The organism is Glutamicibacter sp. NPDC127525, from assembly GCF_042672105.1.
Lineage (GTDB): Bacteria > Actinomycetota > Actinomycetes > Actinomycetales > Micrococcaceae > Glutamicibacter.
Window position 1 is genome coordinate 25966 of sequence record NZ_JBHXVN010000009.1, and the last position, 24305, is coordinate 50270.

The 24305-nt window shown below is 53.7% G+C and carries 28 protein-coding genes; 7 read left to right on the forward strand and 21 right to left on the reverse strand.

Annotated features, from left to right (window positions below; genetic code table 11):
• Nucleotides 1-319: 319 nt before the first annotated feature.
• From ACFVHU_RS16920 to ACFVHU_RS16955, 8 genes are all read right to left on the reverse strand, one after another.
• Nucleotides 320-919 (reverse strand): hypothetical protein, encoded by a 600-nt coding sequence (locus ACFVHU_RS16920; RefSeq protein ID WP_388025462.1) that lies wholly within the window; start codon nt 917-919, stop codon nt 320-322.
• A gap of 262 nt (nt 920-1181) precedes the next feature.
• On the reverse strand, nt 1182-1439 hold the full coding sequence (locus ACFVHU_RS16925; RefSeq protein WP_388025464.1) for a glutaredoxin family protein: 258 nt from the start codon (nt 1437-1439) through the stop codon (nt 1182-1184).
• Nucleotides 1440-1480: 41 nt separating this feature from the next.
• Nucleotides 1481-2143: a hypothetical protein gene (locus ACFVHU_RS16930; protein WP_388025466.1), complete on the reverse strand. Its 663-nt coding sequence runs from the start codon at nt 2141-2143 to the stop codon at nt 1481-1483.
• A gap of 107 nt (nt 2144-2250) precedes the next feature.
• A complete protein-coding gene (locus ACFVHU_RS16935; RefSeq protein WP_388025467.1) occupies nt 2251-2487 on the reverse strand; it encodes a DUF3263 domain-containing protein in 237 nt (78 codons plus the stop codon).
• Between the two features lie 15 nt (nt 2488-2502).
• Nucleotides 2503-3090, reverse strand: coding sequence for a prepilin peptidase (locus ACFVHU_RS16940; protein WP_388025469.1), 588 nt, complete (start codon nt 3088-3090; stop codon nt 2503-2505).
• A 40-nt stretch (nt 3091-3130) separates the two neighbouring features.
• Nucleotides 3131-6148: a LysM peptidoglycan-binding domain-containing protein gene (locus ACFVHU_RS16945; RefSeq protein ID WP_388025472.1), complete on the reverse strand. Its 3018-nt coding sequence runs from the start codon at nt 6146-6148 to the stop codon at nt 3131-3133.
• A gap of 142 nt (nt 6149-6290) precedes the next feature.
• Nucleotides 6291-6515: a hypothetical protein gene (locus ACFVHU_RS16950; RefSeq protein ID WP_388025474.1), complete on the reverse strand. Its 225-nt coding sequence runs from the start codon at nt 6513-6515 to the stop codon at nt 6291-6293.
• A complete protein-coding gene (locus ACFVHU_RS16955) occupies nt 6516-8327 on the reverse strand; it encodes a hypothetical protein (RefSeq protein WP_388025476.1) in 1812 nt (603 codons plus the stop codon).
• 175 nt (nt 8328-8502) lie between these two features.
• Between ACFVHU_RS16955 and ACFVHU_RS16960 the strand changes: the two genes are divergently transcribed.
• Nucleotides 8503-9303, forward strand: a complete 801-nt coding sequence (locus tag ACFVHU_RS16960; protein ID WP_388025478.1) for a hypothetical protein — start codon at nt 8503-8505, stop codon at nt 9301-9303.
• Nucleotides 9304-9389: 86 nt separating this feature from the next.
• Here the strand turns inward: ACFVHU_RS16960 and ACFVHU_RS16965 are convergent, their stop codons facing one another.
• The 11 genes from ACFVHU_RS16965 to ACFVHU_RS17015 are packed head-to-tail and all read right to left on the reverse strand — an operon-like array spanning nt 9390 to nt 17278.
• Entirely contained in the window at nt 9390-10400 is a 1011-nt protein-coding gene (locus tag ACFVHU_RS16965) for a hypothetical protein (protein WP_388025480.1), read from the reverse strand.
• Nucleotides 10394-11068 (reverse strand): hypothetical protein, encoded by a 675-nt coding sequence (locus ACFVHU_RS16970; protein WP_388025482.1) that lies wholly within the window; start codon nt 11066-11068, stop codon nt 10394-10396. Before ACFVHU_RS16970 ends, ACFVHU_RS16965 begins: the two co-directional genes overlap by 7 nt.
• A gap of 5 nt (nt 11069-11073) precedes the next feature.
• Nucleotides 11074-11463 (reverse strand): TadE/TadG family type IV pilus assembly protein, encoded by a 390-nt coding sequence (locus ACFVHU_RS16975; protein WP_388025485.1) that lies wholly within the window; start codon nt 11461-11463, stop codon nt 11074-11076.
• 9 nt (nt 11464-11472) lie between these two features.
• Nucleotides 11473-11904 carry a TadE/TadG family type IV pilus assembly protein gene (locus ACFVHU_RS16980; RefSeq protein WP_388025488.1) on the reverse strand — a complete coding sequence of 144 codons (432 nt, stop codon included), beginning with the start codon at nt 11902-11904 and terminating at the stop codon, nt 11473-11475.
• Nucleotides 11901-12296, reverse strand: a complete 396-nt coding sequence (locus ACFVHU_RS16985; RefSeq protein ID WP_388025490.1) for a TadE/TadG family type IV pilus assembly protein — start codon at nt 12294-12296, stop codon at nt 11901-11903. Before ACFVHU_RS16985 ends, ACFVHU_RS16980 begins: the two co-directional genes overlap by 4 nt.
• Nucleotides 12297-12302: 6 nt before the next feature.
• On the reverse strand, nt 12303-12530 hold the full coding sequence (locus ACFVHU_RS16990; protein WP_388025492.1) for a hypothetical protein: 228 nt from the start codon (nt 12528-12530) through the stop codon (nt 12303-12305).
• A 12-nt stretch (nt 12531-12542) separates the two neighbouring features.
• Nucleotides 12543-13433: a type II secretion system F family protein gene (locus ACFVHU_RS16995; protein WP_388025495.1), complete on the reverse strand. Its 891-nt coding sequence runs from the start codon at nt 13431-13433 to the stop codon at nt 12543-12545.
• Nucleotides 13430-14287 carry a type II secretion system F family protein gene (locus ACFVHU_RS17000; protein WP_388025498.1) on the reverse strand — a complete coding sequence of 286 codons (858 nt, stop codon included), beginning with the start codon at nt 14285-14287 and terminating at the stop codon, nt 13430-13432. Before ACFVHU_RS17000 ends, ACFVHU_RS16995 begins: the two co-directional genes overlap by 4 nt.
• Nucleotides 14287-15795, reverse strand: a complete 1509-nt coding sequence (locus ACFVHU_RS17005; protein ID WP_388025501.1) for a CpaF family protein — start codon at nt 15793-15795, stop codon at nt 14287-14289. Before ACFVHU_RS17005 ends, ACFVHU_RS17000 begins: the two co-directional genes overlap by 1 nt.
• The gene (locus ACFVHU_RS17010; protein WP_388025504.1) at nt 15785-16594 is read right to left on the reverse strand and encodes a hypothetical protein; all 810 of its coding nucleotides are present in this window, start codon (nt 16592-16594) and stop codon (nt 15785-15787) included. Before ACFVHU_RS17010 ends, ACFVHU_RS17005 begins: the two co-directional genes overlap by 11 nt.
• Nucleotides 16595-16600: 6 nt before the next feature.
• Nucleotides 16601-17278, reverse strand: coding sequence for an SAF domain-containing protein (locus tag ACFVHU_RS17015; protein WP_388025507.1), 678 nt, complete (start codon nt 17276-17278; stop codon nt 16601-16603).
• 107 nt (nt 17279-17385) lie between these two features.
• Here ACFVHU_RS17015 and ACFVHU_RS17020 point away from each other — a divergent pair, with 107 nt between their 5' ends.
• Both ACFVHU_RS17020 and ACFVHU_RS17025 read left to right on the forward strand, forming a co-directional pair.
• Nucleotides 17386-17709 carry a helix-turn-helix domain-containing protein gene (locus ACFVHU_RS17020; protein ID WP_388025510.1) on the forward strand — a complete coding sequence of 108 codons (324 nt, stop codon included), beginning with the start codon at nt 17386-17388 and terminating at the stop codon, nt 17707-17709.
• 712 nt (nt 17710-18421) lie between these two features.
• Nucleotides 18422-19363: a ParA family protein gene (locus ACFVHU_RS17025; RefSeq protein ID WP_388025513.1), complete on the forward strand. Its 942-nt coding sequence runs from the start codon at nt 18422-18424 to the stop codon at nt 19361-19363.
• A 577-nt stretch (nt 19364-19940) separates the two neighbouring features.
• On the opposite strand, the gene ACFVHU_RS17030 is transcribed toward ACFVHU_RS17025, so the two are convergent.
• Both ACFVHU_RS17030 and ACFVHU_RS17035 read right to left on the reverse strand, forming a co-directional pair.
• The gene (locus ACFVHU_RS17030; RefSeq protein WP_133834573.1) at nt 19941-20825 is read right to left on the reverse strand and encodes a replication protein RepA; all 885 of its coding nucleotides are present in this window, start codon (nt 20823-20825) and stop codon (nt 19941-19943) included.
• Nucleotides 20826-21146: 321 nt separating this feature from the next.
• Nucleotides 21147-21932 carry a hypothetical protein gene (locus ACFVHU_RS17035; protein WP_388025517.1) on the reverse strand — a complete coding sequence of 262 codons (786 nt, stop codon included), beginning with the start codon at nt 21930-21932 and terminating at the stop codon, nt 21147-21149.
• A gap of 224 nt (nt 21933-22156) precedes the next feature.
• Here ACFVHU_RS17035 and ACFVHU_RS17040 point away from each other — a divergent pair, with 224 nt between their 5' ends.
• Genes ACFVHU_RS17040 through ACFVHU_RS17055 form a run of 4 tightly spaced genes read left to right on the forward strand, consistent with a single transcriptional unit; the run spans nt 22157 to nt 24299 of the window.
• The gene (locus tag ACFVHU_RS17040; protein ID WP_133834575.1) at nt 22157-22408 is read left to right on the forward strand and encodes a hypothetical protein; all 252 of its coding nucleotides are present in this window, start codon (nt 22157-22159) and stop codon (nt 22406-22408) included.
• Nucleotides 22405-23400 carry a conjugal transfer protein gene (locus tag ACFVHU_RS17045; RefSeq protein WP_388025520.1) on the forward strand — a complete coding sequence of 332 codons (996 nt, stop codon included), beginning with the start codon at nt 22405-22407 and terminating at the stop codon, nt 23398-23400. The genes ACFVHU_RS17040 and ACFVHU_RS17045 overlap by 4 nt, the downstream gene beginning before the upstream one ends.
• The gene (locus ACFVHU_RS17050; RefSeq protein ID WP_388025522.1) at nt 23397-23729 is read left to right on the forward strand and encodes a hypothetical protein; all 333 of its coding nucleotides are present in this window, start codon (nt 23397-23399) and stop codon (nt 23727-23729) included. Before ACFVHU_RS17045 ends, ACFVHU_RS17050 begins: the two co-directional genes overlap by 4 nt.
• Before the next feature lie 9 nt (nt 23730-23738).
• The gene (locus tag ACFVHU_RS17055; protein WP_388025525.1) at nt 23739-24299 is read left to right on the forward strand and encodes a hypothetical protein; all 561 of its coding nucleotides are present in this window, start codon (nt 23739-23741) and stop codon (nt 24297-24299) included.
• Nucleotides 24300-24305: the final 6 nt, after the last annotated feature.

The window sequence follows — 24305 nt, forward strand, 5'->3', positions numbered from 1 at the left end:
GTTACAATTTATATGAAAGCGCCCCGTTCGCGAGGCTTCCCTTTACGGTGAAGCTGCGAGGAATGATCTGACAATCAACCTCTTCTCCGGGGCGCTTTTCTCTTGCCTAAAACTAGCTGGTTAGAGCTAGCCGAACGTCGTCGGGTCAACGTCTCTGAGAACCCGCGTATTCAATTTGATGGCACCTTCAGGTACCTGGTTATCGGCTTGCTCTTTGGCAAGGTAGTATTCTGGTCCACTCACAGTGATCCGGTCGACAACATCACCGAGTTCATACGTCACAATCACATCTTCAGTACGAATTTTACGCTGGTTCTAGCTAACCTGCGCAGGTCCGGTCGCTTCTGGCCAGCAGGATCCTGAATTCTTCTTCTTTCAGGCTTCCTCCGGACCCCTCATGTGCCGCGAGTAAGCTCTGTTGGCTGGCCCGGCTCGAAGCATCCCAGGCTTGCAGTATTGCTTCGCATTCCGATAGCGATTCGGTCTGCACATGGACTGTGGCGCAATCTATTTCACTCGCTCTGGCTAAAGCAACAGCTTCTTTTTTCGCCACTTGCCATCGTGTGACGCGGGAAATTGCCCACACAATGAGAATCAGGCCTGTCAGCCATGCTGTCCCCGACCAGGCTGAGCGAACTTCAGGACGCGCGCTGTAGCCCGAAACCATAGCTAACAGTGCCGAAACGAGTAATGCAGCTATGAATGCCAGGCAAAGAAATCCAGTGAGCTTGGAGAAGCTACTCCATTCTTTGTGCCGAAGAAGGAATCCCTTTGACACTCCTTCGAGAAGATCCGGGTACCACTGCTGATTCCTCCGTGGCAGGAAAAGGGTATATCCCCCAGTGCGGTGATGGAGCCATGAGGCCGTTGACCTCTCGTTAGTGCCAAAGGTGCCGTTGAGCGAAGTACTGAAATTCATGGCGCTAGTCCTCTCCCGCGGTGCTCGATCCTGGTCCCACGCGAGGCGTCTGCTTCTTGATTTCGGTTTGTCGCGGTGCGTGCCGGCGCTTATGGATGCGCCGGCGGTTCACAGTGAGGGACATACCGGCCGCGCTGGTCAGTTTCTTCTTCCGAAGAAAGCTTGGCCGAGGCAACCAGGCGAGGCTTCCGAGGAGGGCCACCGTGAGGATGAGGGTGTGTGCGGAGTCCGTGAGCTGGTTCAGTTCCATGGGACATACCGTCTAGTGGTCCGCTGATGCCAGGGCATTTGCAGCTGCGATAGCTGCATCGATCTTGGTGGGATCGAATCCGTACCAGTGATCGCCTGTATGGGTATCGAAGACGACAGGGGTTTGCATGTAGCCCAGATCTTTCAGGCGCTGGAGTGCGTGCGGGTCAGCGGTCACGTCGTGGACCTTGAAATCGGCGGTGCGGCTCTCCAGGTAGTTTTTTACTCCGGTGCATGGTCCGCAGTGTGGTTTCGAAAATAGCTCTAGCATGGTCGTCCCCTTCTTCTCGAGGGGACGTACCGCGGTTGTCGCTACTCCCCTGCAGCTGGATACTTCATGGCCAGCGTGGTTCCAATGCGTTTGAATCCCATGAGCGCATACAACGTCAGGTGCTTGTCAGTATGAGCAACCAACCCCACAGTATGGTTCCGCTGGTATTGATGAGCTAGCCCCAGGATGAGAAGTTTTCCGTCACCAGAAACCGACTTTTTTCCGCGGGCAATGCAGCTGAGTTCAACACCACTCGGTCCAAGATCTTTAGCGAGCTTCTTCCGGCTCATTTCCCGTTCAGCACTCCGGCTTCCCTGCCGACGGACGGCAAGGACCGGCACGAAAGCATAGGCCAATGCCAGGCCCCACCAGATACCGAAAGGATCAAAGAGCGATGCCACCAAGAAAGGTGAGGTCAAAACGATTAGAAGGCCGAGCATGTTGGCTAGTCTATGGGCCGCTGATGGCTTGAGGTCATTGACGATACCTACCGCATGATTCTGCTGATAGAGCCGTCCACGAAGCTTCGCTCCGAAGGCAAGGGAAAGGTAAACCGGGTAGGTGATCACGCGCATCAATCCTGCTCCTGGCTCGTGCCGGGAGAAGGCCGCCGCCATGGTTCCTGCAGCTCCGGGGACATACCACCACGGAGTTTTGGAGATCTCGTTGACGGTACGGGAATGGCCAGTTGCTGGGGAACTCATGAATCTAATCTTTCCGGAATTCGTTGATTGGTAGTGGCTTAGCTTGCCGGTTGCCAACGGCTGGCATTTCAGCCATGTGGGTTCCTGTATGGCCAGCTTTGCTTGAACTACAGTCGGTGCCTGGTGCTGCGTTTACCGCGAAGCTGCTTGATCAGCATGGGATTATGGGCCAGGGCTTGGTCTGATTCAATAAGGCGGTTGAGCAGTTGGTAGTAGTGCGTTGGCTGCAGGCCCAGCTGTTCGGTAATAGCCGCTTCTTTGGCGCCCGCGTATTTCCAGTGCTTGGTTTCGAAGTCCAGGATTTTTTGGGATAGCTCGTCTAGTTGCTGCTCTTCATTGTCCATGGTCTCGTCCTTGGGTTAGAGAAGTACTTGAGAAAGCTCGGCGAGAATCGCCAGAGTGGAAACAAGTAGGGCGGCAACCACCATATGGGGAGCTGCCGGATATGAGCTGCGGCCTTGGCGTTTGAGTACCAAGCCATGGATTAGCCCGGTGATTCCGGCCAGGGCGACAGCCCAAATCATGGGGCCGAGGCCTAAGGGAGCTAGGAGTAGGCCGAGTGGCAAGCTGAGCTTGAGGTCTCCCATGCTGGTGGCCTTGCCGAGAAGCAGTAGACCGTAGAAGCCGACATGTACGCCGGTAAGAGCCAGGGTTTGCCCGGCAATAGACCATCCTTGGGGTACTAAGACGATGACCATGGCTAATGCTGCCAGGAGCCCTGCGGTCCAAGGCAGAGTGTAGGCATCTGGGACCCGGCGCTGTTTGAGGTCTTTGATGCTGACCAGTGCACCGAAAACTAGCGATAGTGCCATGGCTGGCATTTGGTACAGCAGGATGGTCTGTTGCATCAGCAGTACCAGGAGCAGTGTGCTGGCAACGCTGATGGGAATGCTTACGGCCGGGGACATACCATCGCTGGCTTTCATGCGCGCTGCTTCTGCTTTCATGAAGGCCACCGCACCACGGCTGGTGCCTGGGGTTCCGGGGTTAGGCGACATATCCGACCTCTCGCAGCTGGTTGATCAGCTCTTGAGTCTCGTCAGCTGGCTCGTCGTCATCTCCGTAGGCGCCCAGGTAGTCCTGCAACTTGTCAGCGATTTCTTGTACCGCGTTGCGGTTCTTGGCGATGTACTCGGCGTTCAACGCGTCTCGCCAGGCTTGCTCGTTGGCAGGGTCGACGGTACGTCCTACGGTGGCTCCGAGGCGGGCAAGCTTTGGGTTCTTCATGGCCATGGCGCGGTCTACTAGTTCGTGCGCTGCTTCCGTGATCAGTTCAATCATTTCGGTTTGCAGCTCGGTGTTCCAGAGGTAGTTCTTCGGGCGGATTCCTTCGAATGGTGCACCGCGGACCAGCTTTATGGCGGCGATGAGTCGAGGCAGGGAAACAGTGTAGACGTTGTTCCCAATGAGCTTGGTGAAAATGGTCCAGTCGCACATCACTCGTTCGTCGAGGCTGTATCGCTCGTTGCGGGCGTGCGGGAAGAGCATGGTGCCATCTTCATCCTGGCCAAGATAGTCACGGGTGAGGTTGGCCAGCTTGTTGCGGTTCTGCGCGCCTTTGGCTCCTGAAGGTTGTGTTCCTGGCCAGAAGGCTTCGTTGTACTGCTCGGTGGTTGCTCCTGGGTTCATGGCCAAATAGGCCAGTAGTGAGATGCAGCGGGCTGCAGTACCTGGTGATTCTTTTCCACTATTTGGCGAAAGCGGCATTTTGCCTCGTGTATTGAGGACATCGACGGTGCCCAGAAGACGGATCATTGGGACCTTTTCTTCAGCGAGGGATGCCAATAGCTGCTGGGCTTCTGAATCCAGCTCAGCTTCAGGGTTATCGAGCTCGTCGCTGTTTACAGGGGACATACCGGATGCGGGAACAGCTGCAGGCTCCTGGTCTTTGACGATCTCCAGGCTTGGTTTGGCTTCGTCACTGACGGTAGTCTGCGCGTCTTCTGTGCCAGCAGCATCTAGAGCCTCTGGCTCTAGTGAGCTATCTGGACTTTCCGCGTTTTCTTCGGCTGCAGACGCAATCGTTTCGGTAGCTTCGTGTTCCTGTGCGATGGCATCGGTTGCTTCGATCTGAGGTGAGGCGGCCTCTTCTGCCGGCTGTTCGGAGCCAACTGGTTCTGCAGGGACTTCCTGCTGTTCCGGCTCTGCTTGGCCAGTTGTCCCAGGCTCAACGAGCGTTTCATCTGTTTCGGGGACGGCGCGAAGCTCAACGACGAACTCTTCGTCGTTGAATTCCTTCTGAGGGGACGTACCGTTTTCTGGTGCTTGTGGCTGCTTGCTGCTCTTGGCCAGCAGTTCCATGACAGCTTGCTGTTGTTCTGGGTCAAGCTTCTGTGGTTTCAGCGATAGACCCAAGGGGTCGAGGGTGGCATAGCCGTCATCGTCGACATTGAGCTTCCAGTCGCCCAGGGTGAAGCCTGCAGTGATCGCTGCGATGCCCAGGCGCGGGATCTGGCCAACGAGGTTCAGTAGTTGGTGACGCTGCCGGTCGGTGGGTTCAATTCCCAGTAGGACTATTTCTGGCATCCAGGATTGTCCCGAGAGCGCCCTTGCTTGATGCATGGTTTCGGTACCGGCGGCTTCCATGGCAGCTTTGACGTCAGCTGCTTTGCCTTCCAGCATGGTCAGCAGTTCTGGGATGTTCTCGTAGCTGGTGACTCGTCCGGTACCGAGGGCTGATGGGAGGTCATCTGCAACTCCGCAAAGGCTCAGGGTCAGTTGCTCGGCCCATGGGCTGCAGGCCATCTCTACGGCCAGTGCGGTGAGGATTTCGTGGCTGGTTCCGTTGTGGTGGTCTTCCACGCCGAGGGCGCCGATGTACTCGGCGTCGACGAGGATCTGGGCGTTTTTGGTGTCTTCGCCCAAAGTGACCATGGCCGGGTACGGTGCTTCGCTGCCTTCTTCGGCGTCTGGTACGTCGTCAGGAGCTAGGCTCCATACCGTTCCGTCGACGTCGTCTTTAGTCCACGGCGCAGGTAGTTCTGCGGCTTCTGAGAGGTAGAACGTCAAGCTGCCGGTGGCTGCGCGGAGGCAGAAGATCTTGGGGAGGGACGTACCGTTTTCTTTGGCCCAGGATCCGAGGAAGCGTAGTGCTGCATCGATGGTGGCTTGGGTTAGCGGGTCTTCGACATCGCGTAGTTCGCGTTCGGTTCGCGCGGCTGTTTCGCTCACTGCTTCTGTGCGTTGCCCTGCGGTGCGAATGCGGCGCTGGTGCAAGCGGCGGCGGCCTAGTAGTGCCAGGATTCCTGCTGCGAGCAGGCCACCAATGCCGGTAGCGGTCTGGAGCAGCTGATTGCCCATGAAGCTGTCATCTGCTTGATCTCCCTCGGAGGTTTCAACAGCGGGAGCTTCGTCTGCGGCCTGCACTTCTGGGGCAGCAACAGGTGCTGGAGCGCTGAGTGCCTCGGAGACATCTTTATTGGTGTGGTCTTGCTCAGAGGAGCTTATGGTGTCTTTCTGGGTCTGTTGAACGGACTCGTTGGTGGGTGCTGTCTTGACAGGTTTCGGTGCGGATTTCGCAGTGGACGCTTTGATCTTGGGGATGTTGATGGTGGTGCCGGCGTAGATCTCGTCGGCGTCGGTGATGTCTGAGTTGCAGTCCAGGATCTTCTTGTACTTTGCGCCGTCACCGAGGTGCTTTTCTGCCAGTCCCCAGAGCGTATCGCCTGATTGGACAGTGTGTTTGAACGTTTCCGGGACGTCGGTTTTCTGTGCTGCGGTCGCAGCTGCCTTTTGGTCGATGGTGACATTGCCGGATTTTTGCGGAGCAGAGATCACCGTGTGGCTGCTCATGGAGGTGTCTACCGTGGCGGCGTTGGCTGGGCCGGCGATACCGAAGATGCCGATCACGGCTGCCAGCAATGCCCCGGTGATCCCTTGGGCGGAGCCGAAGCCCTTGATGCGTGGGGCTTTGATCCCCTTGATGGCTGCTGGTAGCTCCATCAGCACCGAGAGCATGAAATAGAGCCAGAAGCCCCAGCCAAGTAGCGGGAGAATTGTGCTCATCGTGATGATGAGCCCGTAGTCTGGGCGCGATGCTAGCTGAAGGATATCGGGCAGGCGTTCTAGTGGGTTGCCGGCTGCAGCGAAAAGAGCAAATGGCAGACCCGCGATGAGCCCAAGAAGGACTATGAGGGCCGCTAGGCCTTTAACTAATTTCATCGTTGACCTCAATCTTCGATCCTTGTACCAAGGGGGACGTACCACCTTGTGAAACGCAAACAACGCCTTCCATCAGGGGATAGCCCCTCTCTGGATGAAAACCGGTCACAGTTGGCGAAAATTTATTTATCCCTCGCCACGGTGCCTTGCTGTTCTGCGGTGGCCAGGGCTGTAACTGGTGATTTTCAGGAAGCTTGCGCTGATTTTTCATCTACTGTTCCTGGTCTAACGAAGCCGCATACATTCCGGGACGAACGACTTGTTCGCGAGTGATTTGCAGTGCGCTGTACTGATCTGCGTTGGCAATGAGGCTGGCAATTCGTTCCATGCCCTCGTCAGTCATTTGGGCGCCTTGTGACCACTGCAGGAAACCGATGAGCGCTTTCTGCAGGTTCTGTGGGCCGGTGCCACGGTAGCCGTGGGTGAATCCACCTGGATTCCCCTCGGCGAATGGCATTAGATGCAAGGTGTCTTCCACAACGATGAATATTGGCCCGTCTTGTAGATACGGGAGGATAACGATGTAATCGAAGTTTTTGAGGTGATCGTATCGGGAAGTTTTATGGTGCATGGTCACTGGGACAACTACCGAAACTTTGGTGTAGGGATCACCGTCATACGTCTGTTTGGCCTGAAGAAGCACGGGATTGCCGTCGCGGTCCTTCTTCAACTCGTAGTTCCCATGGCCTCGAACGAGGATTCGGCGTTCTTCTGCCGTCAGTACGTCTAGTAATTGGCGAGCTTCTGGTGAATTCGCCTCATCCAAGTCAATGAGTTCTGAACAGTAGCGCTCGAAGATTCGTTGTTGGTGCTTCTCAAAACTGCGAAGATCATTGCGCACTGGGAACCGTGGCTGTTTTTCGGGGCCTTCTTTTTTGATCTCATCGATCGTGAGTTCGCAGAGCGCTGTGATGCCTAGGCCCAAGGCGTAGGCTGTGACCTCTTCAGGAGCATCGCCATGTTTGCCGTACTTTGAGTAGATCAAATCGTAGAGCTCGTTTGCGTATTCTTGTCGCTTCGCCGCGGGAGCAGTTAGAGCAGCAGCTTTACTTTGCTTGACTGCAGCTTGTTCGATACTGAGGTCGGGCTCTACAGTTTTGACGATGTATTCAACGTGCTCCTGAGTTTCCTGGGGCGGGCGAATCGCCCATGCTCCGGCACTGTCCCACTCGATCTCAGCTGCAAGCCTTGCTACGGCAAGATTGAGTGCAGCAGCTCTTGCTTGGGCCGTTTCCCCGCTTTTCGTTTGTTCGCCTTGTTCAAGGCCGGTAAGAATTGAAGCGGAGAGCGCCAGGTTGAAGTTTCGTGTCCATTCCAGGTCTCTGGTGATTGGCGTTTTGTCTGCTCGATTCCAATCTTCGACTGCAGCGGCCGTTGGAAGATCAATCAAGGGAATTTTTCTTCCCATTTTTGTGCTCAGCGTTTGGTGAGAGACATTCTCGGTTTTGAGCTTGCGATCGACTTCCCATGACGAACGAGGGTTGTTCTCCCGAATTGTTGGGGCCTCTGAAATCACGACTTCATAGAGGTCATCGCGTCGTACATAGACCCAGGCAACGTCATAGATAGTCAGCTCGTTGAGCAACGAAACAGCGTTGGTCATCAGGGCCAGTTCACTACTTCCAAGCTCGGAGTAGAGGGGCGCGCGTTGCAGAACCGGTTTATATGGTGGTGGGGCGACTTCTTTGGTCCTTTGAAGTGGCGTGATCACCCCGATGTGTCCTGAATTGGTTTTGAAGAACTGCACCCAAGCCTGTTCATGGGTTTCAGGGTTCTCAATGATGCCGTCGGTCTCTCGGATCGCGGGTGATGTTGCTGGGGCAAAGCTGTAGATGCTGCGTGAAGTGGAGCGGCCTTTCTTTCGGCCGGCCACTTCCTCGACATACGTTGCCGGCCATCCCTTGTGTCCGCTCTCATCGTCTTCCATCGGCTCAATGAGTGCACCTGTCGATGCCAGTTGGGACACACGTCCAATGCTGACTTCCAGCTTGGTGGCCACTTTCTTGCGTGAGAACAAGCCCATTGCTTTACCTTCCGGCAGGTGCGTTTTCCGTATCACTCTCCACAGTATCTAAAAGATTCATAGCTAATCAATATCGGCTAAAAAATTTTTTAGTTAAGTTTGGTGATTATTAGAGCCCTAACAGTCGGAGCCAATCGATACGCTGAAAAGAAGCAACCAAAGCGAGAGGACACTCATGCCCGAACCCACTTTGACCAAGCTGCCCGAGATCGGCCTGATGACAACGCCCGGCAACGGCGCCTGGCAGCACTTCAAAGACGGCCTCTTCTCCCGGTGGGTTGTCGGAATTCGCAGCGTCACCAATCCCAATGAAACCCGCAACGTTCAAGGGGTCCGTAAAACCTCAGCAGCCCTCAACCTCTTCTTCGAGACAAGGGCCAACGAATGCAAAGAGGACGAAGTCACCGAACTCTACGAATGGCTTTCCAACGGCTGGCATTTGATCAACAGGGCATCAATGATCCGCACAACGAATCTCATCAATGACACCCAACGCGAAATCATCTGGGCACCCAACGGACAATGCATAGGCTTAGTGCACCTGATACGCCCACAAAGCTGGGAAATACAGCTATTAGACCCCGAAGATTCCCCAGTATGGAACCCGCATACTGCAGACGTCATCTATAGAACCCCAGAGAAGTTCAAGGACGCCTGGCACGCCTCCCGCGCAACAGCCATCGCCACAGCCCATCGATTCTTCCCCAACACAGCAGTTTCAACCGACGACTACTGGCCAAAAACCTGGGCCGAACCCCTCAATAAGTTCAGGGCAGCCGGCATCAGCGCTGGCTTCAAAATCGACACCATGTTCATAGGCCCATCAGACGCCACATGCACAGCCCCAGGCTGCATGGAAGAAGCAAAAGCCCGCGTGGAGCGCAGCGGCAGCGACATCGGCACAGACGCCCGCCTCGCCTGCTACAACCATGCCGGCGAACTCATGGCACGCCACTCAATGCCACCAACTACATAGAAACACAAAAGGTCTGGTCTAGAACTGCTCCCCCATCAAGCAATTCCAGACCAGACCCACAAACAACACCCTACCGGCGCTACAAACTAATCCCGGCTGTTGAGCACATGCAGCTCACCAACATAACCATTCCCCGTGGACTCAGTAAACGTCGTCACAGTGCCAGATTCACCACCACCAGTCCACGTCACCTTCCACGTCGCACGAGCAGTAATCTCATACGGCCGTGAACCATCGCCAGGACTCATCTTCGAGTACCTGTAACCACAGCTCGGAGAATCCGTCCGCCCGGAACCTTTGATCCATGGCTGCCCAGCACCATTACACGACACCGATCCCCCGTCGCCCATCGAGTACTTCACATTGGTCACCTTGGCGTCAGCAGTAATCGCCACTCCACCAAGAGTCTTCGAACGCTTATAAGGACCCCAATTCAACGGCTTCTGATTCTCAGCAGGAACCCACAACCACACCGGCAAATTCACCGCACCAGAATCCTTCTGAGCAATGGTAGAAGTGAAATCAACACCTTCCAGCTGGAAAGTATCAATAAACCGCTTCGCGGCCTGAGGAGGAGTCAACTGATCGACGCCAGGGGGAGGGGTATCACGCCATTCCAAACGCGGAGCATAAATACTCGGGCTCTGCTCACAAAGGTTCAACGCAATGGAATCATCCTTATCAATGTGCGAGCAATCCTTGGGAGCAGGCGAACATACATACCAAGCACCCTCCGACGGATCCTTACCTGGAGGCGGAGCCTTCTGCGGATTCCTCAACTGCCAATAGCACTCATCCCCCGCACTCCACACACCACGCTCCTTATCAGAGCAGGGAATCTCAGTACCGTGGGTATTCTCGCACTTCGATGGTCCTTTGTTCTTCCCCTTAGGCTTCTCCGTATTGCCGATAGGACGAGTCTTCGTCCCATCACCATCATCACCTTTGTTCTTCTCCGTGGAACTGCACGTACCCATTCGATCGCAAATAAGCCCCTTAGGGAGTTTTACCATCGGCGCCATGTTGGCATTAGCAGTAAAAGGCACAAGCGCAAGCGCAAGTACAGCGATGATCGCTGCGACACGTTTGGCTAACATGGCACACCGCCATCTTTGAATTCAGTTTTGCTAATAAACCACTTTCCCAATTTGGTGTCGTACTGTGCCTGAACATTCAGAACCGCTCTGAGTAGCTCCGGCTTCTCTCCTGGCTTTCCATTTGCACGCGTCACTTCGACGTCGCTGGTGTCGTTGCAGACTTCCAAGTAAACCACGTGATCATCCAGCTCCTTCTTCCCCTCAATTACAGAGGCGGAATAGCCAGATATCTCCTCAACCTCAACTTCACCCGAGACTTTTTCTTTTTCTTCCTTGATGGCCTTCAACGAGTCTAGAGTGGACTTTAGTTCGTTCCCTACGGCAAACTTGGCCAAATCTTCAGTAGAAGTATCTCCCGCTTGCATCTGCTTGTTGCTGACAGCGACCAGTTGTTGAAATGTCTCGAAGGCAGCGTCCACCGATGCATTCGGACCAGGCTTCGTGGTCACCGGTTCAAAATCATTCGACTCCCCCGAGCCGCTCTCCGATTCACTTTCTGAAGCCACCGGCGAAGTACTGGCCGAAGAATCAACAGAAGCGCTCGCCGTAGGTTTAGGGCTTGGGGACGTACCGCCCTCTGGTTCAGTAGTCTGGCTGCAGCCGGCAAGGAGTAGGGCCAAAGCAGCGGTCGATGCGGTAATCATGTATTTGGTCTTCATGGTTTTCATGCTTTCTACTGTCCTGGCTTGAATACTCTGGCTGCGCCGATTCCTACGCCTTCTTTGTTTCCGATAGGCAGGAATTTCGGTTCATAAGGAATGACAGCGCGAACTGTTACTTTCCCGTCCTGTACAGCCACGCTACCTTCTGCCCCAGATTGAGTTAGGTATTTCTGCGCTGCTCGCCTAGCCAATTCGGTATTTATCGACGTATCAGCGGTGATTCCACCATTAACCCCAGCACGTGCTGCTGACTGCGCAATCAAGGTTGCTCGTTCTTGAGCATTGATGAGCGCCCCGTTCTCCATGAACAAGCCAATGACGATAAGAAGCACTGGAATCATGCCGAAGATGAGGATCACTGGGGCTTCTCCTCGTTCTTTCTGCCACCATTTAGCTTTCATGGATGTCGCTTACCTTTCGCGGAATGAATCGACAGGGGACGTACCGTGTGCTGTAGTGCTTTGAATGCCTGGAATAGCGGAAATCTTGATTCCAGAAAAGACAACGTCACACGTCACAGTTGCATCAACTCTGCCGAAATTAGTGCCAGATGCCTGGAATCGTGAGGTGTCCACATCAACATCAATCGAATCGCAATTGACTGAACCTTGTGTCATTACACGCTTGGCTGCTTGTATCCCCGCGGCTTTGCCAGAATTCGAGGTTCGAGCAAGCGAAGCATCACGAGCAGCTGCGTTAGCTGCAGATTGCACGGCCTGTTTCGCGGATCCCATAACGCCTGCATAAAGAATGAGCATGAAAAATAGAAAAATAATCGGTATAGCGAAGAATGTGCTGACTGACTGGCTGCCTCGTTCGGAATTCTTGAAAAGATCTTTCATCGTGCAATGATCCTTTCCGTCGGGCCGGACACTTCCTGGTCAATTTTCCATCCGTCGTGAAACGGAATCATGGAGTCAGAACGAGCATGGACGCTGACTCGAACTTCGGTTGCGCTTCGGGTCACCGTAACTGCATCAGGCGGGAGTTCCATCTGATATCTGGCTAGTAGCTCATTAGCAGCGCGGCGGCCGTCTGCGGCCGTAGAGCCCTCATATCGGGCGACGTTATAGGCGGCCGCCGCGACTGCATGAGCTTTTTGATCAGCGTTGACCACTAATCCGAATTCGATGGCTCCAAAAATCAGCACTAAGAGGATTGGGAGAAAGGCGAACCCTCCAACGTTGGAGCTCCCTTTCTCACAACGCCACTGATTCTTGGGTGCATGAATCATTGTGGTTTACCACCAAGCGCTTTGATTGATCTTTTCCATCCATTCCTGGGCTTTGCCAGTCATGAAGGAAATTGCAACAGCTGCCACAATTACAGCGATCCAGATCCAGCTGAAGTTGGAGGTATCGTTGCTGCCTCGTTCGTTGCGCGGAGCAACACTTTTGAGCTGTGAGGTCATGAAAGCTACAGCGGTCAATGTTGTCAGAGCTGCCTTATCTGCGATTGTCTTGCGCATTGTTATTTCCTTTCAAAAAGGGGAATTAGAGATATTGATAAAGAGTGCGGTGAGGATCATTCCTAGGAAGACCATCACGATTGCCTGCACGCGTCTTGAAATCTTGTTGCTTACTAGGTTGGCTTGTTCGTGCTCTTCCGCAAGGGCTCTCATTCTGAGATTCTTGCCTGAAGCGCGTAGTGCTTCATAGATCCTGGCTCCGTCCTTTCCGCTTAGTCGTACAATTCTTGCTGCCTCCGAGAGTTCCGGGACTTGAATCTCGTTAGCCAATTCTTCAAGTGCATCCCATACCTGCTGCTGTTGGTATTGAGCTCTGGTGAGAACTTGCCTGATTCGAACGAAGACCCACGAATCGTTACTGATTGTAGAAGCGCTAGTGACTGCTGCCGTGACATGGGCCCCACGTCGTACCTCAGTAGCGACGAGCTCGATGAAGCTTCCTACACCACGACCGAACTCTTTACGAGCATGGTGTGCCATGGTGCGGGCTCGACGGTCCGGCACAGCTTGTCCCATCATAAAAGCGACGACCACGAGCAAAGGAAACATGGTGTTTTCAATGCCAGCTATAGATAAGAGAATTGCTCCAATACTTGCAATTCCGGCAATCCCAAAGCCGTATAGCATTTTCTGGAAAGAATGATCTAGCTCCGTGCGTCCAATTAGTTGCAAGTCTTCTTTTGAAACCTTTGGGGTCATTGGAACCGGTGGAAGTTTCATGCCCCAAAGCCCAATCTTGCTCTTCCAGTCGACTGGGGCCAATTTAGATTCTTTGTCAATGAGAACTTCGGAACCGAAATTATCCATAGCTACTGCCAATTTTGGTTTCGCAGTAAATAGAGGCTCAGCCAATAGAGCAACTGCTAGTCCAATGAGGGTACCGCCAAGAATGATGAGTATCATTTGGTTGTCCTTCCTAAGAGTCGCGCTGCACGGTATGGCTTAGCCAGCTGGTACATCCCATACACGATGTAGCAAAGCAGCGCTACCCACACTAGATACAGGATCTGACCTGTTGTAGTTTTATAGGGCTCTGAAACCATCGGCATAAAGGGCATGATGGCGAGCATGACTGCCACGCCCACGATGATGATCCGGATATCTGAGCGGGTCTTGGAGCGATCTGTATCGATTTGATGACGCGCTTTGATTTCGTCATGCACGCTTTCAGCGATGTTCTCCAGGGCGGTGCTTAGACCCGCTCCCCTTTGTTCAGCAGCAAGCATGAGATTCATGATGATGATGTCAGCTGTTGGGTCGTCGATTTCATCAGCAAATGATTCGAGGGCATCTTTCAGCATCCACCCGCCTTCAAGTCGAGCAATGAGGCGTTTCACCATTGGGCGGATGGATTCTGCAGCACTTGAAAGCGAAGCCTTCAACGCGGTTTCTAGCGCAGTTCCAACCCCGATGAGACCCGAAAGCGAACGTGTCCAAGCTTCCAGGGCCTCCAGTCGTTCCATCACCAGCCGATCAGCGCGGTTCGAGAAAAGTGCTGGGATTGTAAGAACAGCGAGCGGAAAGAGAATAAGAGCAGGGAACCAACGGGTAAAGAAGCAAAGGATGACCGCTGCGCCGAATGCAGCAGCGGTACGGACTTTCTCAGCTTTCGAGAATTTCGTGTTCACCCACTGGAAACGCGCCGGAACTGCTACCGTCTTGAGCTTCTTTTTAGGCTGAAGCAGCAAATATGAGACCGCTAACCCAAGGCTTGTAGTCAGGAGGAAAACCCCAATGGGGAGCATCATTTGCTGCATTAGAATCCCCTCCTCAGAACTTCTTCTTTCAAACCGTGACGTGCGAGTCGGCGGCGCATTCGTGAATCGCTTGGAAGGCGAAGAAACTTCGCGTGTTCGTCGTTTTCCTCTTCATCTAGGTGAAAGAGGTCCAAGGTAGTCACTCCATGAGTTTCGTGTGGCAGTACTTCAGTAATATGGGTTACTTTTCGAAGTTTGCTTCCGTCTTCCTGCTCTACACGGTTGAGCTGCACGATGAAGTCGATATGACGGGCGATCTGGCGCTTGGCATATTCTTCGGAGTATTCCTGGCTAGCGAGGCCAACGAGGGCTTCTACGCAATCTTCCGGATCTTCAGCATGTGCAGTTGAAAGACTTCCTGCTCCTGTTTGCATGGCTCGAATCATGGGGCCGATTTCGTCACCGCGGACTTCACCCACGATGAATCGGAAAGCATTTAGACGCAGTGCTTTACGGCTGGCGGCCCACATGGAATATTCGCCGGCGCCGCCGGCCTCGCCTGCGGGACGATACTGAAGCGAGATTGGGGAAACAGCGCGGCTAGATAGGTGATGGAGGTGAAGTTCTCGTTCCATCTCCATGGTGATCACTGGTTCGTAGGGGTCGAATTCATTGACGACTGCTCGCAACATGGTAGTTTTTCCATCACCTGCATAGCCGCTGAAAACTACCGAACGTTTGGCAGCGATCACGGCCCGGAGGAAGTGTGCTGCGGACTCGGTAAGGTTTCCCATTTGCACCATTTCGTCAAGAGTGATGTTGAGGAATCGGTGGACGCGCAGCACGATTACGGGCCGCGTCGTCACAGGCTTCGTGACAGCCGCAAGGCGGACCATTTCCATGAGATCGGCGTCCACGTCTGGGTGGGCCTGGTCGAATGGGCGGGCTTCTTCTTCTTTACGGTTGAGGAGAAATTGAACATCGTCAACCAGCACACGGTCGCTTGGCGCAATAGGCGGTTGGCGGCGCATTTCGCCCCCGGCGTGCTCTGTCCATACTTCGTCGCACCCATTCACGGTGATGTTTTCTACGGTTTCATCATCGACATATTTCTGGAATGGACCCAACCCGAACATGTAGTCACGCAGAGTACGTTCGACTTCTTCTTGCGTGAGCGCGCTCCAGCTGCCTTCTTGTCCTTGGGTCCGGATCTGGAGCTTAACGTGATCAAGTACCACCTGCTTAATGTGCTGGCGTCCCATTTGCTCTCGGGCGTCGTTATCGAGGTCCGGGCGCTCCATCAGCTTCTGGGATTGAAGCTCTGCTGCTTGGCTGCGCAGGTGCTGAATGGTTTCCCAATATTCTTCGTTCTCTTCCGAGAACTCTTGGGATCCTTCTACTCGGGCTTCACTTTGGATTTTCGCCGCACGGCGCCCGCTCTGTCCTGCATTGAGATGTTCTTTCACTGAAGTGGGCACTTTGAGTGATGGCTGCGCCGTCAATTCAGAAGCGAAAAATGGCAGAGAGCGGAGATCCTGGTCAGAGTCGCTAGTCATGTTATCCGGCATCGCTTTCCTCCTGGATCAGTTCTCTGGTCTTATCAAGATCTTTGAAGATCTTGGCCCGCAGTGCACGGATAGCTGACATGTAGCTATCCCGCATCATCATTCGTTTCGAGCTAGGTTCGCCTTGTGAAAAGACTGCGGCTTGCTTGGGAGCAAATGGAATTTCCCCAGAAATCCCCATATTGAGGAACTTCTTGACTTCCCGCGTGCTAGAGCCACCTACAGCTGGCTGGTACAAAACAGCAGAAGAAGAGTCGCCCCTCCCTACTGCATCGCGAAGAGGTTCTATGGACTTTTTCCCATAGTCGAGAGCAGCAAGTGCGGAGAATGTAGGTTGCAGACCATACAACATAACGTCTGAACGTTCAGCCAAAGCAATGCGGCGGTCTTTGCTTCCCGTCCAACGCCCAAGATCAACGATCACGTCGTAGCCGGAGGCTTCAAAAGCTGTCAGTTCCTCCGCGAGCTCTCCCCACATGGTGGTGATACCGTGGCCAGCTTCCGGGTTTGAAATCGCAGGTAGGAGTAGATTCTCGGTTCCCTCATCTTCTCCCGTGCTGGTTAGTGGCACGCATGATCCCAGGATGGATTCTCGGTCAACAGAGCTCATGGCAGAAATTTCCGCTAACGTGCTGAGTCCCCGCTTACCTGATATCTGACATTGCATGTAGCCGGCAATCACAGATGATGGCTTAGAAATGTCCGCTTCTACCAAGATGACTGGCTTTGGCCATTCAACTGCCAGGGCCACCGCTGTTGTCGTTATTCCCGGGGACGTACCGATGCTGGTGAGCGTGACCATAGCCATTTATTTTTCACCGTCCAACACGATGCCCACCAACCCAGATGAACTCCAGGTAACGATCTGCGGTGCATCAGCCTTCTTCACTCGTATATCTACGATGAAGTTGCTGTTACCTTCTGCATCTTCGCTGGCAGTCGGGTACCTCTCTATGACAGCCGCAACGGTTTTGAGAGTCTCATCGCCTGTAAGCTGTTCGCCTGCTGGGGTGTGAACTACTCGAACTTTGTCACCAGGCACCAGTTCGCGCCCTGGCATGTTGGCAGGCTTCAGGCCTAGTCCCACGATGCTCATGTCCTCAGGAACCGGCATTGCAAATGCAAACGAACCCTCGACCACAGGTGTGCCGGCGAGCAGATTTGTCTGAGCCTTAGTACCTACGACATCACCTTGACGATTGATATCGATGTATTGTGGCTGCTCCCCCTCCACCGACAGCGAAGTGAGGTCCTCCTGCTTGATAGTTTGTCCCCGAAAAACGTCATTCTTTACTGTCAGAACCTGGTGGCTTCCGGTAGACCTCGTTCCCACCCAGGCTAAAGATGCACCGAGGACAGCCATGGCCAATACAGCGGCGACAAAGCCTTTACGGCGCGAAGGCAGCTTAGGGTTCTTACCGCGATGGGGAAGACCCGCAGGCATCTGCTTCTTCTGGGTCTCTTCGCTGGTGACTTCAGTAGTCACTGGGATTCTCCTCTTTATGGATGATCTGACAAGAAAACGGTAGCACTGCCTAGATTTTAAATCTAGGCTTATTGGTCATGAGCACAAGGAAAAGTCATGATGGGATCATGCCGCGCAAAATAGATACAGGCCTCCCTGCAGAACTCCAATTCGCAATTGATGCCTTTGGGTCCGCGGCACGAGTGCAACTGATCAGGGACCTCCAGCGGCGAGGCCCTGCTTCCATCCCCACTCTTGCTGGACGCCTGGATCTAAACGAACACACCGTAAGGGCCAACCTAAGGGCACTAGAAGCAGCAGGCGCCGTCAAAGGGGACATACCGCCAGAGCTTCGAGGAAGCACCGCAGTAACGTACCAAGCACAACGATCTCGATGCGCCGAGTTACTCATGCTCCTTCGAACAAACATCCTCTTACTCCCGTCGGACTGACTGATACTTACAGGTAGCCCAGTGCTGACAGAAAACCTGCCATAGAATTTTCCTTTACCTCATTCTCCCCCAGTTTGCTGCGCGAAATTCCTGCAAACCCACGCCATCCCCTGCGTCCCTCATGGGATCACCCGCCCGACATGGGCAAAGATTGACGACCTGGGATCACAAAACGGCAGATATAACCGCACCTACTCGAATAACTGATGTCGGCCTTGAGCCAAAGCACCCTGGAGCCTCAAAAGCATCCCCGGGCCGCAGGTTATATACATATGAACGTAACTAGTTGGGCAACTATTGGTGCAACTAGGTAACTGAAGATTTTGTTACCTAGTTCTCTACATCGTGATGATCATAAGCATCCGCCTAGTTGCCTCAGTGCGGCCCGGCACGCAGGGACAGTAATCCCCATTAGAGTCATGCTGATCGGTAGATTGAGACCAACAGCGCCCGCTGACTTCGCTTCAACCATCAAGCACGGGGCGGCTAATAGACCACATAGATAACACCTTACTTACTGGATAGTTAGGAAACTATGATCTTAATTGTCATGTTACCTAGTTGCTTACCTAATGGAATATTAGTTAGGTACATAGTTATATACACAGTTATGCGCATAGATATGAAATTACTTTCGAACTAGTTAGCCCACTGTTGAATTACCTATGAATAGTGTTATGATCTTCAAGTCAGATCATCTCTTGGAGGAAGCATGTCTAGCTCTTTTTCTCTCGCTGGAACCAGCCCGCAAATCACGCAGATCGCTCGCGCCGTAGTCTTCGGTATTGACAAGGGCGGGGTCGGTAAAACCTCTTGCTCATGCAACGTCGCTGGTCAGGCTGCAGCCGCTGGATACAAGACGCTCATTATCGATCTTGATCCCGTAGGTGCCATGCACAACGACCTTGGTTACGACAAAGAGGATGGGGCGCGACTGTTTGATGCACTTCGCAAGGGGCACCCTTTGCCTGTCATCAAGGACGTTCGCCCAAATCTGGATGTAGTTCCAGGCGGAGCGGAACTTCGAGACCTACAAGGAATCTTGTTCTCCAGGGGTCAGGCTCCAATGGAGGCCTTCGCTTCACTTTTGTCGGCTAGCTTGGGTGCAATTGCCGAGCCTTACGACCTGATCATCATTGATACCCCGCCTGGTGATCCATGGATCACCGAAGGTGCCCTCTGTGTGGCTTCAGCATTAGTGATCCCGGCTCGACCAGATGACGGCACCCTTGACGCCGTTGAAAACACCGCCAAGAAATTCATGCGTGCCCGTCATTTCAACCCCGACCTTCGACTAGCAGGGGCCGTTATGTTCGGCATCGGTGGGGCAAGTCGCCGCATTGCACGTCAGACACGAGAACGCCTCACTGAATCACTGGGGGAGGCAGCACCGGTCTTCGAGACCCGCATTCGCTACATGGAAACTGCAGCTGTTGATTCACGTCGCCGGGGAATGCTGATCCATGAGCTTTCACCCGCTGTTGAGGAATCAGTCAAACAGCGCTTCGTTGCCTTCAAGAACGGTGAAGCTGTCGAGGAGGATAAAGCGCTACTAGCCACAGACGTTGGGAACTTGGCAAAGGAATACACGGCCTTGACACGTGAAATTTTTGCCCGTCTGTTGGAAATTGAAGCCGAGGTTAGCAATGACTAGGAAAAATTTGGGCAGCATGTTTGAGCCAGGCGCTTCAGAGGACCCTGCAGATTCACTAAAAGGGTTTCTGCCACCAAAGCCAACCAAGCGCAAGGCACCACCACTAGCGGATCGCGCAGTCCAGGAAGAGGTTCCGAGGGAAGTCGAGGTGGAAGCTACCGCGGGCACACCGTCTTCCCGGAAGCGCAATGTGAAGCAGCCGCACTCGTCGGTCTATTTGCCGGCCAATGTATATAAGGCCCTGCGCAAAGAATCTCTTGCGGCGTCGCAGAGTTATACAGAACTACTTTTCCGTGCACTTAGTCGAGTCTCAAAAGAAAAGTTGGCGTCTTGCTTTGGGGGAGTAGTAGCTTCTGGCCTGCCCGAGGGGATGCCTGGCGCCGCTCCTTTGCGTAAGCGCCGTGGCGGGGGAGAGGGAGGCACGCAGATACAGCTGCGCTTGACTTCGGACCAAGTTGCATGGATCGACGATGTCTACTGCGCGGAAGTGGGCGCACCAACTCGCAGTGCACTTATTTCATCCCTCTTCGCTTTGGATTTGAAAGTTGATGTCCCACAGTATTCGTAATTCATCGCTCTAATAGGTAAGTACCTTAGCGGCCCGGTTCAGGCGCAAGCCTTGGACTTGGGCCGCTACTGCGTTGTGGGGGAAGAAGATCTGCACTTCTCGTAAGTGCGCGAGAAATTTTGCTTTGAACTGGCGCTGATGTTTGTACTCTGAGCCGAATTGGGCTTCTAGCTGAGACCAAGTGACAGTAGTCGGCTTCGACAGGTTTCGTAACCGGTAGGAAAGCCATACATACAGATCCAGCCTCATTGCCGATCCCGCGAGCTCTCTCAATATCTGAGGGTGTAGTTTGACGGGGGATTTGATGGCTTCCTCATAGAACTGCTCTGACAGGGTAATGGTTGACCCCAGAAGCTGTTCCTGGTTGGGTACGTCCTTGGCCGAGAACCAGAGGTCATAACGGGATGCAATGTGGAAATTTTCTCCGGTGATATTCCATCTGGACTTCTGGTCACGTACATCTTCGATATTGATATTGGCGACGGCTAGCCGGTGCAGCTGATCTAGAACTCGTCGGCCGGAAGCGCCGGATCCATTCATTCCTAGAGTGGCGAGGAATTGAGTCAGTGAGTCGCCCAGATAGAGCTGTCGCGACCGCGTGCGATAAGCCTCAGTAGTCATCCAGGTCATCAAATACCGGGGGATCACTCCGTATGGGTAGAGGCGTTGACGTGACCCGTCCTGAGCAGTCACCTGACCCGGCGTGAGAGTAAGGGTGAGGGCATTGTTTCGCCGGACCCATTCTGGGGCGTCTTTGGGGTCTTTATAGGGCAGTGAGAGCTGCGCCATGATCCGTGAAGCGTAGTGCCCTGAGAAAAGTTCTCCCTCAAGGTCACAGGCCAAATCAACTAGCCGAAGCTGGCGGTTGGTCATAAGCTCTGCTGCAGTTGACATGATGCGAAGTACTTTCTGTGGATAGAGCAAGTTATCCACGTGCAATCGGTGACGCCCGTATTTCAGTGGGTGTGGATATTTCTTTGGGGGAGTTAATCCGCGTGATTCCAGGGATGCAGCACGTGCAATCGGTGACGCTTCATCTCAGTGAGGGAAGTTTTCCACGTGCAATCGGTGACGCTTAACCACGTGCGATCGGTGACGCCTGATCTATGTTTTGCCTAGTCAGTTCCGTCAAAATGAGAGGCCCATTTAAGTTAATTAACATGGGGGATTCTCATAAGTAGGGGCACCCGGTTCTGTGGATTCGTGGATAACGGTTCACATCAGTGATCCTCGCTCGACACCAGCACTTGCTAGACGACGTGCTAGCCGTCGTTTGAGGACTGAGATCTTATCGCTGAGTTCGGAGCTGCTCATTGCCAGCTCATCGGCAAGCTTGTGGCGTTCTTTCGTAGTAGCCGACGTGTACTGTCCGAGGAGCTTAGCTTCGCTGACGCTTAAGGCATGAGTCTTGACTGACCATTCAAGTACGCGCATGACCTCAATCCATGGCGATCCTATGCTTTCTTCATGAGGACGGCACTCCATGGGATGAGCTTCCATAGCGGCACTAGTGCAGTTTTCAGAATGAATTGATTCTGCGATTTCGAAATCACCGTAGGTTTGCTCTGCCATGATCTGCGGCAGCTTCGCGCTGACTGACCGGGTGATTCTTTTCAGCATTTCCATTTGCAGATTTCCAGTCACGGAGGAGGTCCGCTGGAGCGGGTATGTCTTGATGGTTTCCCATAAAGCATGGACTGCGATGGTCAGTGCTTCGTCTTGCTGCCCAATACTCTTCAGGTACCGCAGTCCTTTGCAGGTGCGTGCAGCGTTGACAGCCATGCCCTGGAAGTAATGAAGCAATGCTCTTTCGACTGTGCTGTTGCCACTCACAGCGTCCTGGAGGCAGTCATGCAAAGTCGCCTGGTCGCTATTAGAGAGAAAAGCCAGATACTCGTCTCCAGTGATAAACCCGGCGGTGCCATGGTCGGCCTTTTCATGCGCGTGCTGCGCTTCCCATTCCAAGTTCAAGCGAGTGTTGATTCGGGTGATAGTACCCATGTGGATCACGTCCTTTCGTCATGATCCACGCTCCTCAGCGCCCCTAGATTCGAATCTGGATCACTCTGGATCCCAGCCATCAAGCTGCACTCTTCTGACTTGTAGTTCCTGCTTCTGACTTGGGTCTTCTTGCAGTGAAAAAATTTTGAAAATCATTTGACCGCTTTTGGCATTTCAGTGGGCTGTCTATAGGCAGAACTAGAAAATCTCGACAGGGGACCTCAATGAAAGATCAGGCTAGAGATGCCTCAGAGCATGCTAATTCGCCCTCTCTTGAGGACAATCTCCACTCCTTCTTTCAGCACAGCGAAGTGGTCATCAACGCCGAAGAGAGCTTAGAGAAACGAGTTGCCGATGTCTTAGAAAGCCCATTCAGTTCAGAGGCAGCAGAGGAACTGGCACGGTTCCTGATGTCAGAAGAAATGAAGCTCGGCCGAGAAGCAGCCGAATACATCCGAGAGGAGGGAAGACCATGAAAGCCCAACGCAAAGCGAAGAAACCAAACGCTGGATTTTTCGCTCGGTTCAAGCGCGAGAAGAACTCAACCGATGGTGTGGCGGACCAGCAGGCTTCGGAAGTTATCCAAGGTGAACCTTGGACTCAGGGGCACAGCATCTCAAACAAGATGGTGTCAGGTCTGATTGTGGTCGGTCTATTGGCCTACCCATTCGTGTCATACCAAATCTCTGAAGGTATGTCCCCACCGGCTGCAGCTCAGGTAGTTGAGCAGAAGCCAGGAGTACCACCTGCCCTAGCTCAACAAGCGCAGTCGGTAGCCCAAGGTTTCGTTTCTTCCTGGTTGACCGCGACTAAGGACGATGCCTCACGGCTATCCCGCTATACACAGACCACCAGTCTTCGACTTCCCAAAAAGGGCTCGGAGATCAGAGAAGTTAGTGTGTCTGAACTTGGGCTCGTTAACGAATCGACGTTCCGAGTCACTGTTTCGGTTGAAGTAAAAGACCCGTCCGGACAATGGCAGCCAAGGGCATTTGACGTGCTGCTCATCACCGCAGAGAAGCAAGAATTATCGATTCTCGGGTTTCCTAGCGAAAGGGCGCACCCCGCTGCCAAAAGCAAGAAATTCGAAGGCTACTCAAAAGACCTCTCGGCTAATAAGGCCGTCACGAGCTCAGTCGAAGGATTTCTGCAGTCGTATCTCAGCGGCAGCGGAGACCTCACGCGCTTCGTTTCCCCAGGCACAACTATTGCTCCCATCTCTCCAGCCCCTTACTCTTCCGCACGCATCGAGTATGTGGTCGGAGACAAAGAACCAGGAGAGAAGGCCCCTGATGGGGATCTAATACACGTCAACGCGCGCATGCTGCTGACAAACAAAACCACCGAGACACTCGGGGATTTCCAACTGACCCTCACGGCACGAGCCGGCCGATGGGAAGTTTCCACTCTTGGGCTTGACGAAACCTTCGCTAAGGCCCAGACACCACGAAAGGAACCAAAGCAATGAATCTCAACGAACTGAACGGTGCTCTGACATCCAACATTGTCGTCGGCAACGTTTTTGAAACCGTGAACTCCCTGTTCAACCAGGGCAAAGGAACGATCATCATCGGCGTGGGTGTGATCATCGTCCTCATCTGCGGCGTCGTGTTCTGGCAGTCCAAGGGGTCTTGGGGCAAGACGCTTAGCGCCATGGTCTTGGGAGGTGTTGTCGGCTGGTACATCGTTGGCGGGTACAACACCGTTAAGGAAGAAGTGGAGGGCACCGTGCCTTCTGCAGCGCATTCTGTGTCCATCGCCCACGCAGCAGATGACCCTTCAGGTTCCTTGGGCTAAGGCCACGTCATGTCAGAAGAATCTCCTCGGATAGTCACACGCTTTTACCGGGTTGTCCGTATCCCGATTATGATCGGGCGTCTTCCCAGCGGTGAAAAGATCATCGGCGGACCCTATACGGCAGCTCAGATCGTGACTGTCGCTGCGGTCAGCATGTTGCTCTACAAAAGCTACGCGCTGTGGCGGACTGACTCCCTCGGGATCAATCTGCTTCTCGCGGCTGGACTAGTCCTCGGCTCAGGAATTCTGGCAGGAAAGCTCGAAAAGCTCGATGGCAACCCTTTCGTACAGTTCGATGGGTTCTCCGGCGCAATCAACTCCCGGTACTTCAGCAGGCAGGGGACATACCGCGGGAAACCATTGAAATTCGATAAGCCGGCTCGGGCACGGGCACGCACTGTGCTCATCAACAGCAGCACTACTTCTCTCTATCAAGAGCTTGTGCCCGAACCGGCCCCTATCTCATTGCCGGAACCTACCCCGCCTGAAGTTCAACAGTCAGCTTCGCAGTCACCCATACAAGCTTCCAGCGCGTTGAAGCATCTTCTTGCTCAAACCGGCACTCACTAAAAGGAG

Excerpts from the sequence above, each read along its gene's own strand:
- ACFVHU_RS17030 (WP_133834573.1), bottom strand. The coding sequence starts at position 20,825 with ATGTCAACTGCAGCAGAGCTTATGACCAACCGCCAGCTTCGGCTAGTT.
- ACFVHU_RS17045 (WP_388025520.1), top strand. The coding sequence starts at position 22,405 with ATGAAAGCCCAACGCAAAGCGAAGAAACCAAACGCTGGATTTTTCGCT.
- ACFVHU_RS17005 (WP_388025501.1), bottom strand. The coding sequence starts at position 15,795 with ATGCCGGATAACATGACTAGCGACTCTGACCAGGATCTCCGCTCTCTG.
- ACFVHU_RS16925 (WP_388025464.1), bottom strand. The coding sequence starts at position 1,439 with ATGCTAGAGCTATTTTCGAAACCACACTGCGGACCATGCACCGGAGTA.
- ACFVHU_RS16960 (WP_388025478.1), top strand. The coding sequence starts at position 8,503 with ATGCCCGAACCCACTTTGACCAAGCTGCCCGAGATCGGCCTGATGACA.
- ACFVHU_RS17025 (WP_388025513.1), top strand. The coding sequence starts at position 18,422 with ATGTCTAGCTCTTTTTCTCTCGCTGGAACCAGCCCGCAAATCACGCAG.
- ACFVHU_RS16920 (WP_388025462.1), bottom strand. The coding sequence starts at position 919 with ATGAATTTCAGTACTTCGCTCAACGGCACCTTTGGCACTAACGAGAGG.
- ACFVHU_RS17035 (WP_388025517.1), bottom strand. The coding sequence starts at position 21,932 with ATGGGTACTATCACCCGAATCAACACTCGCTTGAACTTGGAATGGGAA.
- ACFVHU_RS16955 (WP_388025476.1), bottom strand. The coding sequence starts at position 8,327 with ATGGGCTTGTTCTCACGCAAGAAAGTGGCCACCAAGCTGGAAGTCAGC.
- ACFVHU_RS17010 (WP_388025504.1), bottom strand. The coding sequence starts at position 16,594 with ATGGTCACGCTCACCAGCATCGGTACGTCCCCGGGAATAACGACAACA.
- ACFVHU_RS16945 (WP_388025472.1), bottom strand. The coding sequence starts at position 6,148 with ATGAGCACAATTCTCCCGCTACTTGGCTGGGGCTTCTGGCTCTATTTC.
- ACFVHU_RS16950 (WP_388025474.1), bottom strand. The coding sequence starts at position 6,515 with ATGAAAAATCAGCGCAAGCTTCCTGAAAATCACCAGTTACAGCCCTGG.
- ACFVHU_RS16930 (WP_388025466.1), bottom strand. The coding sequence starts at position 2,143 with ATGAGTTCCCCAGCAACTGGCCATTCCCGTACCGTCAACGAGATCTCC.
- ACFVHU_RS16975 (WP_388025485.1), bottom strand. The coding sequence starts at position 11,463 with ATGAAAGCTAAATGGTGGCAGAAAGAACGAGGAGAAGCCCCAGTGATC.
- ACFVHU_RS17050 (WP_388025522.1), top strand. The coding sequence starts at position 23,397 with ATGAATCTCAACGAACTGAACGGTGCTCTGACATCCAACATTGTCGTC.
- ACFVHU_RS16940 (WP_388025469.1), bottom strand. The coding sequence starts at position 3,090 with ATGAAAGCAGAAGCAGCGCGCATGAAAGCCAGCGATGGTATGTCCCCG.
- ACFVHU_RS16970 (WP_388025482.1), bottom strand. The coding sequence starts at position 11,068 with ATGAAAACCATGAAGACCAAATACATGATTACCGCATCGACCGCTGCT.
- ACFVHU_RS16985 (WP_388025490.1), bottom strand. The coding sequence starts at position 12,296 with ATGATTCATGCACCCAAGAATCAGTGGCGTTGTGAGAAAGGGAGCTCC.
- ACFVHU_RS16965 (WP_388025480.1), bottom strand. The coding sequence starts at position 10,400 with ATGTTAGCCAAACGTGTCGCAGCGATCATCGCTGTACTTGCGCTTGCG.
- ACFVHU_RS16995 (WP_388025495.1), bottom strand. The coding sequence starts at position 13,433 with ATGATACTCATCATTCTTGGCGGTACCCTCATTGGACTAGCAGTTGCT.
- ACFVHU_RS17055 (WP_388025525.1), top strand. The coding sequence starts at position 23,739 with ATGTCAGAAGAATCTCCTCGGATAGTCACACGCTTTTACCGGGTTGTC.
- ACFVHU_RS16980 (WP_388025488.1), bottom strand. The coding sequence starts at position 11,904 with ATGAAAGATCTTTTCAAGAATTCCGAACGAGGCAGCCAGTCAGTCAGC.
- ACFVHU_RS16935 (WP_388025467.1), bottom strand. The coding sequence starts at position 2,487 with ATGGACAATGAAGAGCAGCAACTAGACGAGCTATCCCAAAAAATCCTG.
- ACFVHU_RS17020 (WP_388025510.1), top strand. The coding sequence starts at position 17,386 with ATGCCGCGCAAAATAGATACAGGCCTCCCTGCAGAACTCCAATTCGCA.
- ACFVHU_RS16990 (WP_388025492.1), bottom strand. The coding sequence starts at position 12,530 with ATGCGCAAGACAATCGCAGATAAGGCAGCTCTGACAACATTGACCGCT.
- ACFVHU_RS17040 (WP_133834575.1), top strand. The coding sequence starts at position 22,157 with ATGAAAGATCAGGCTAGAGATGCCTCAGAGCATGCTAATTCGCCCTCT.
- ACFVHU_RS17000 (WP_388025498.1), bottom strand. The coding sequence starts at position 14,287 with ATGCAGCAAATGATGCTCCCCATTGGGGTTTTCCTCCTGACTACAAGC.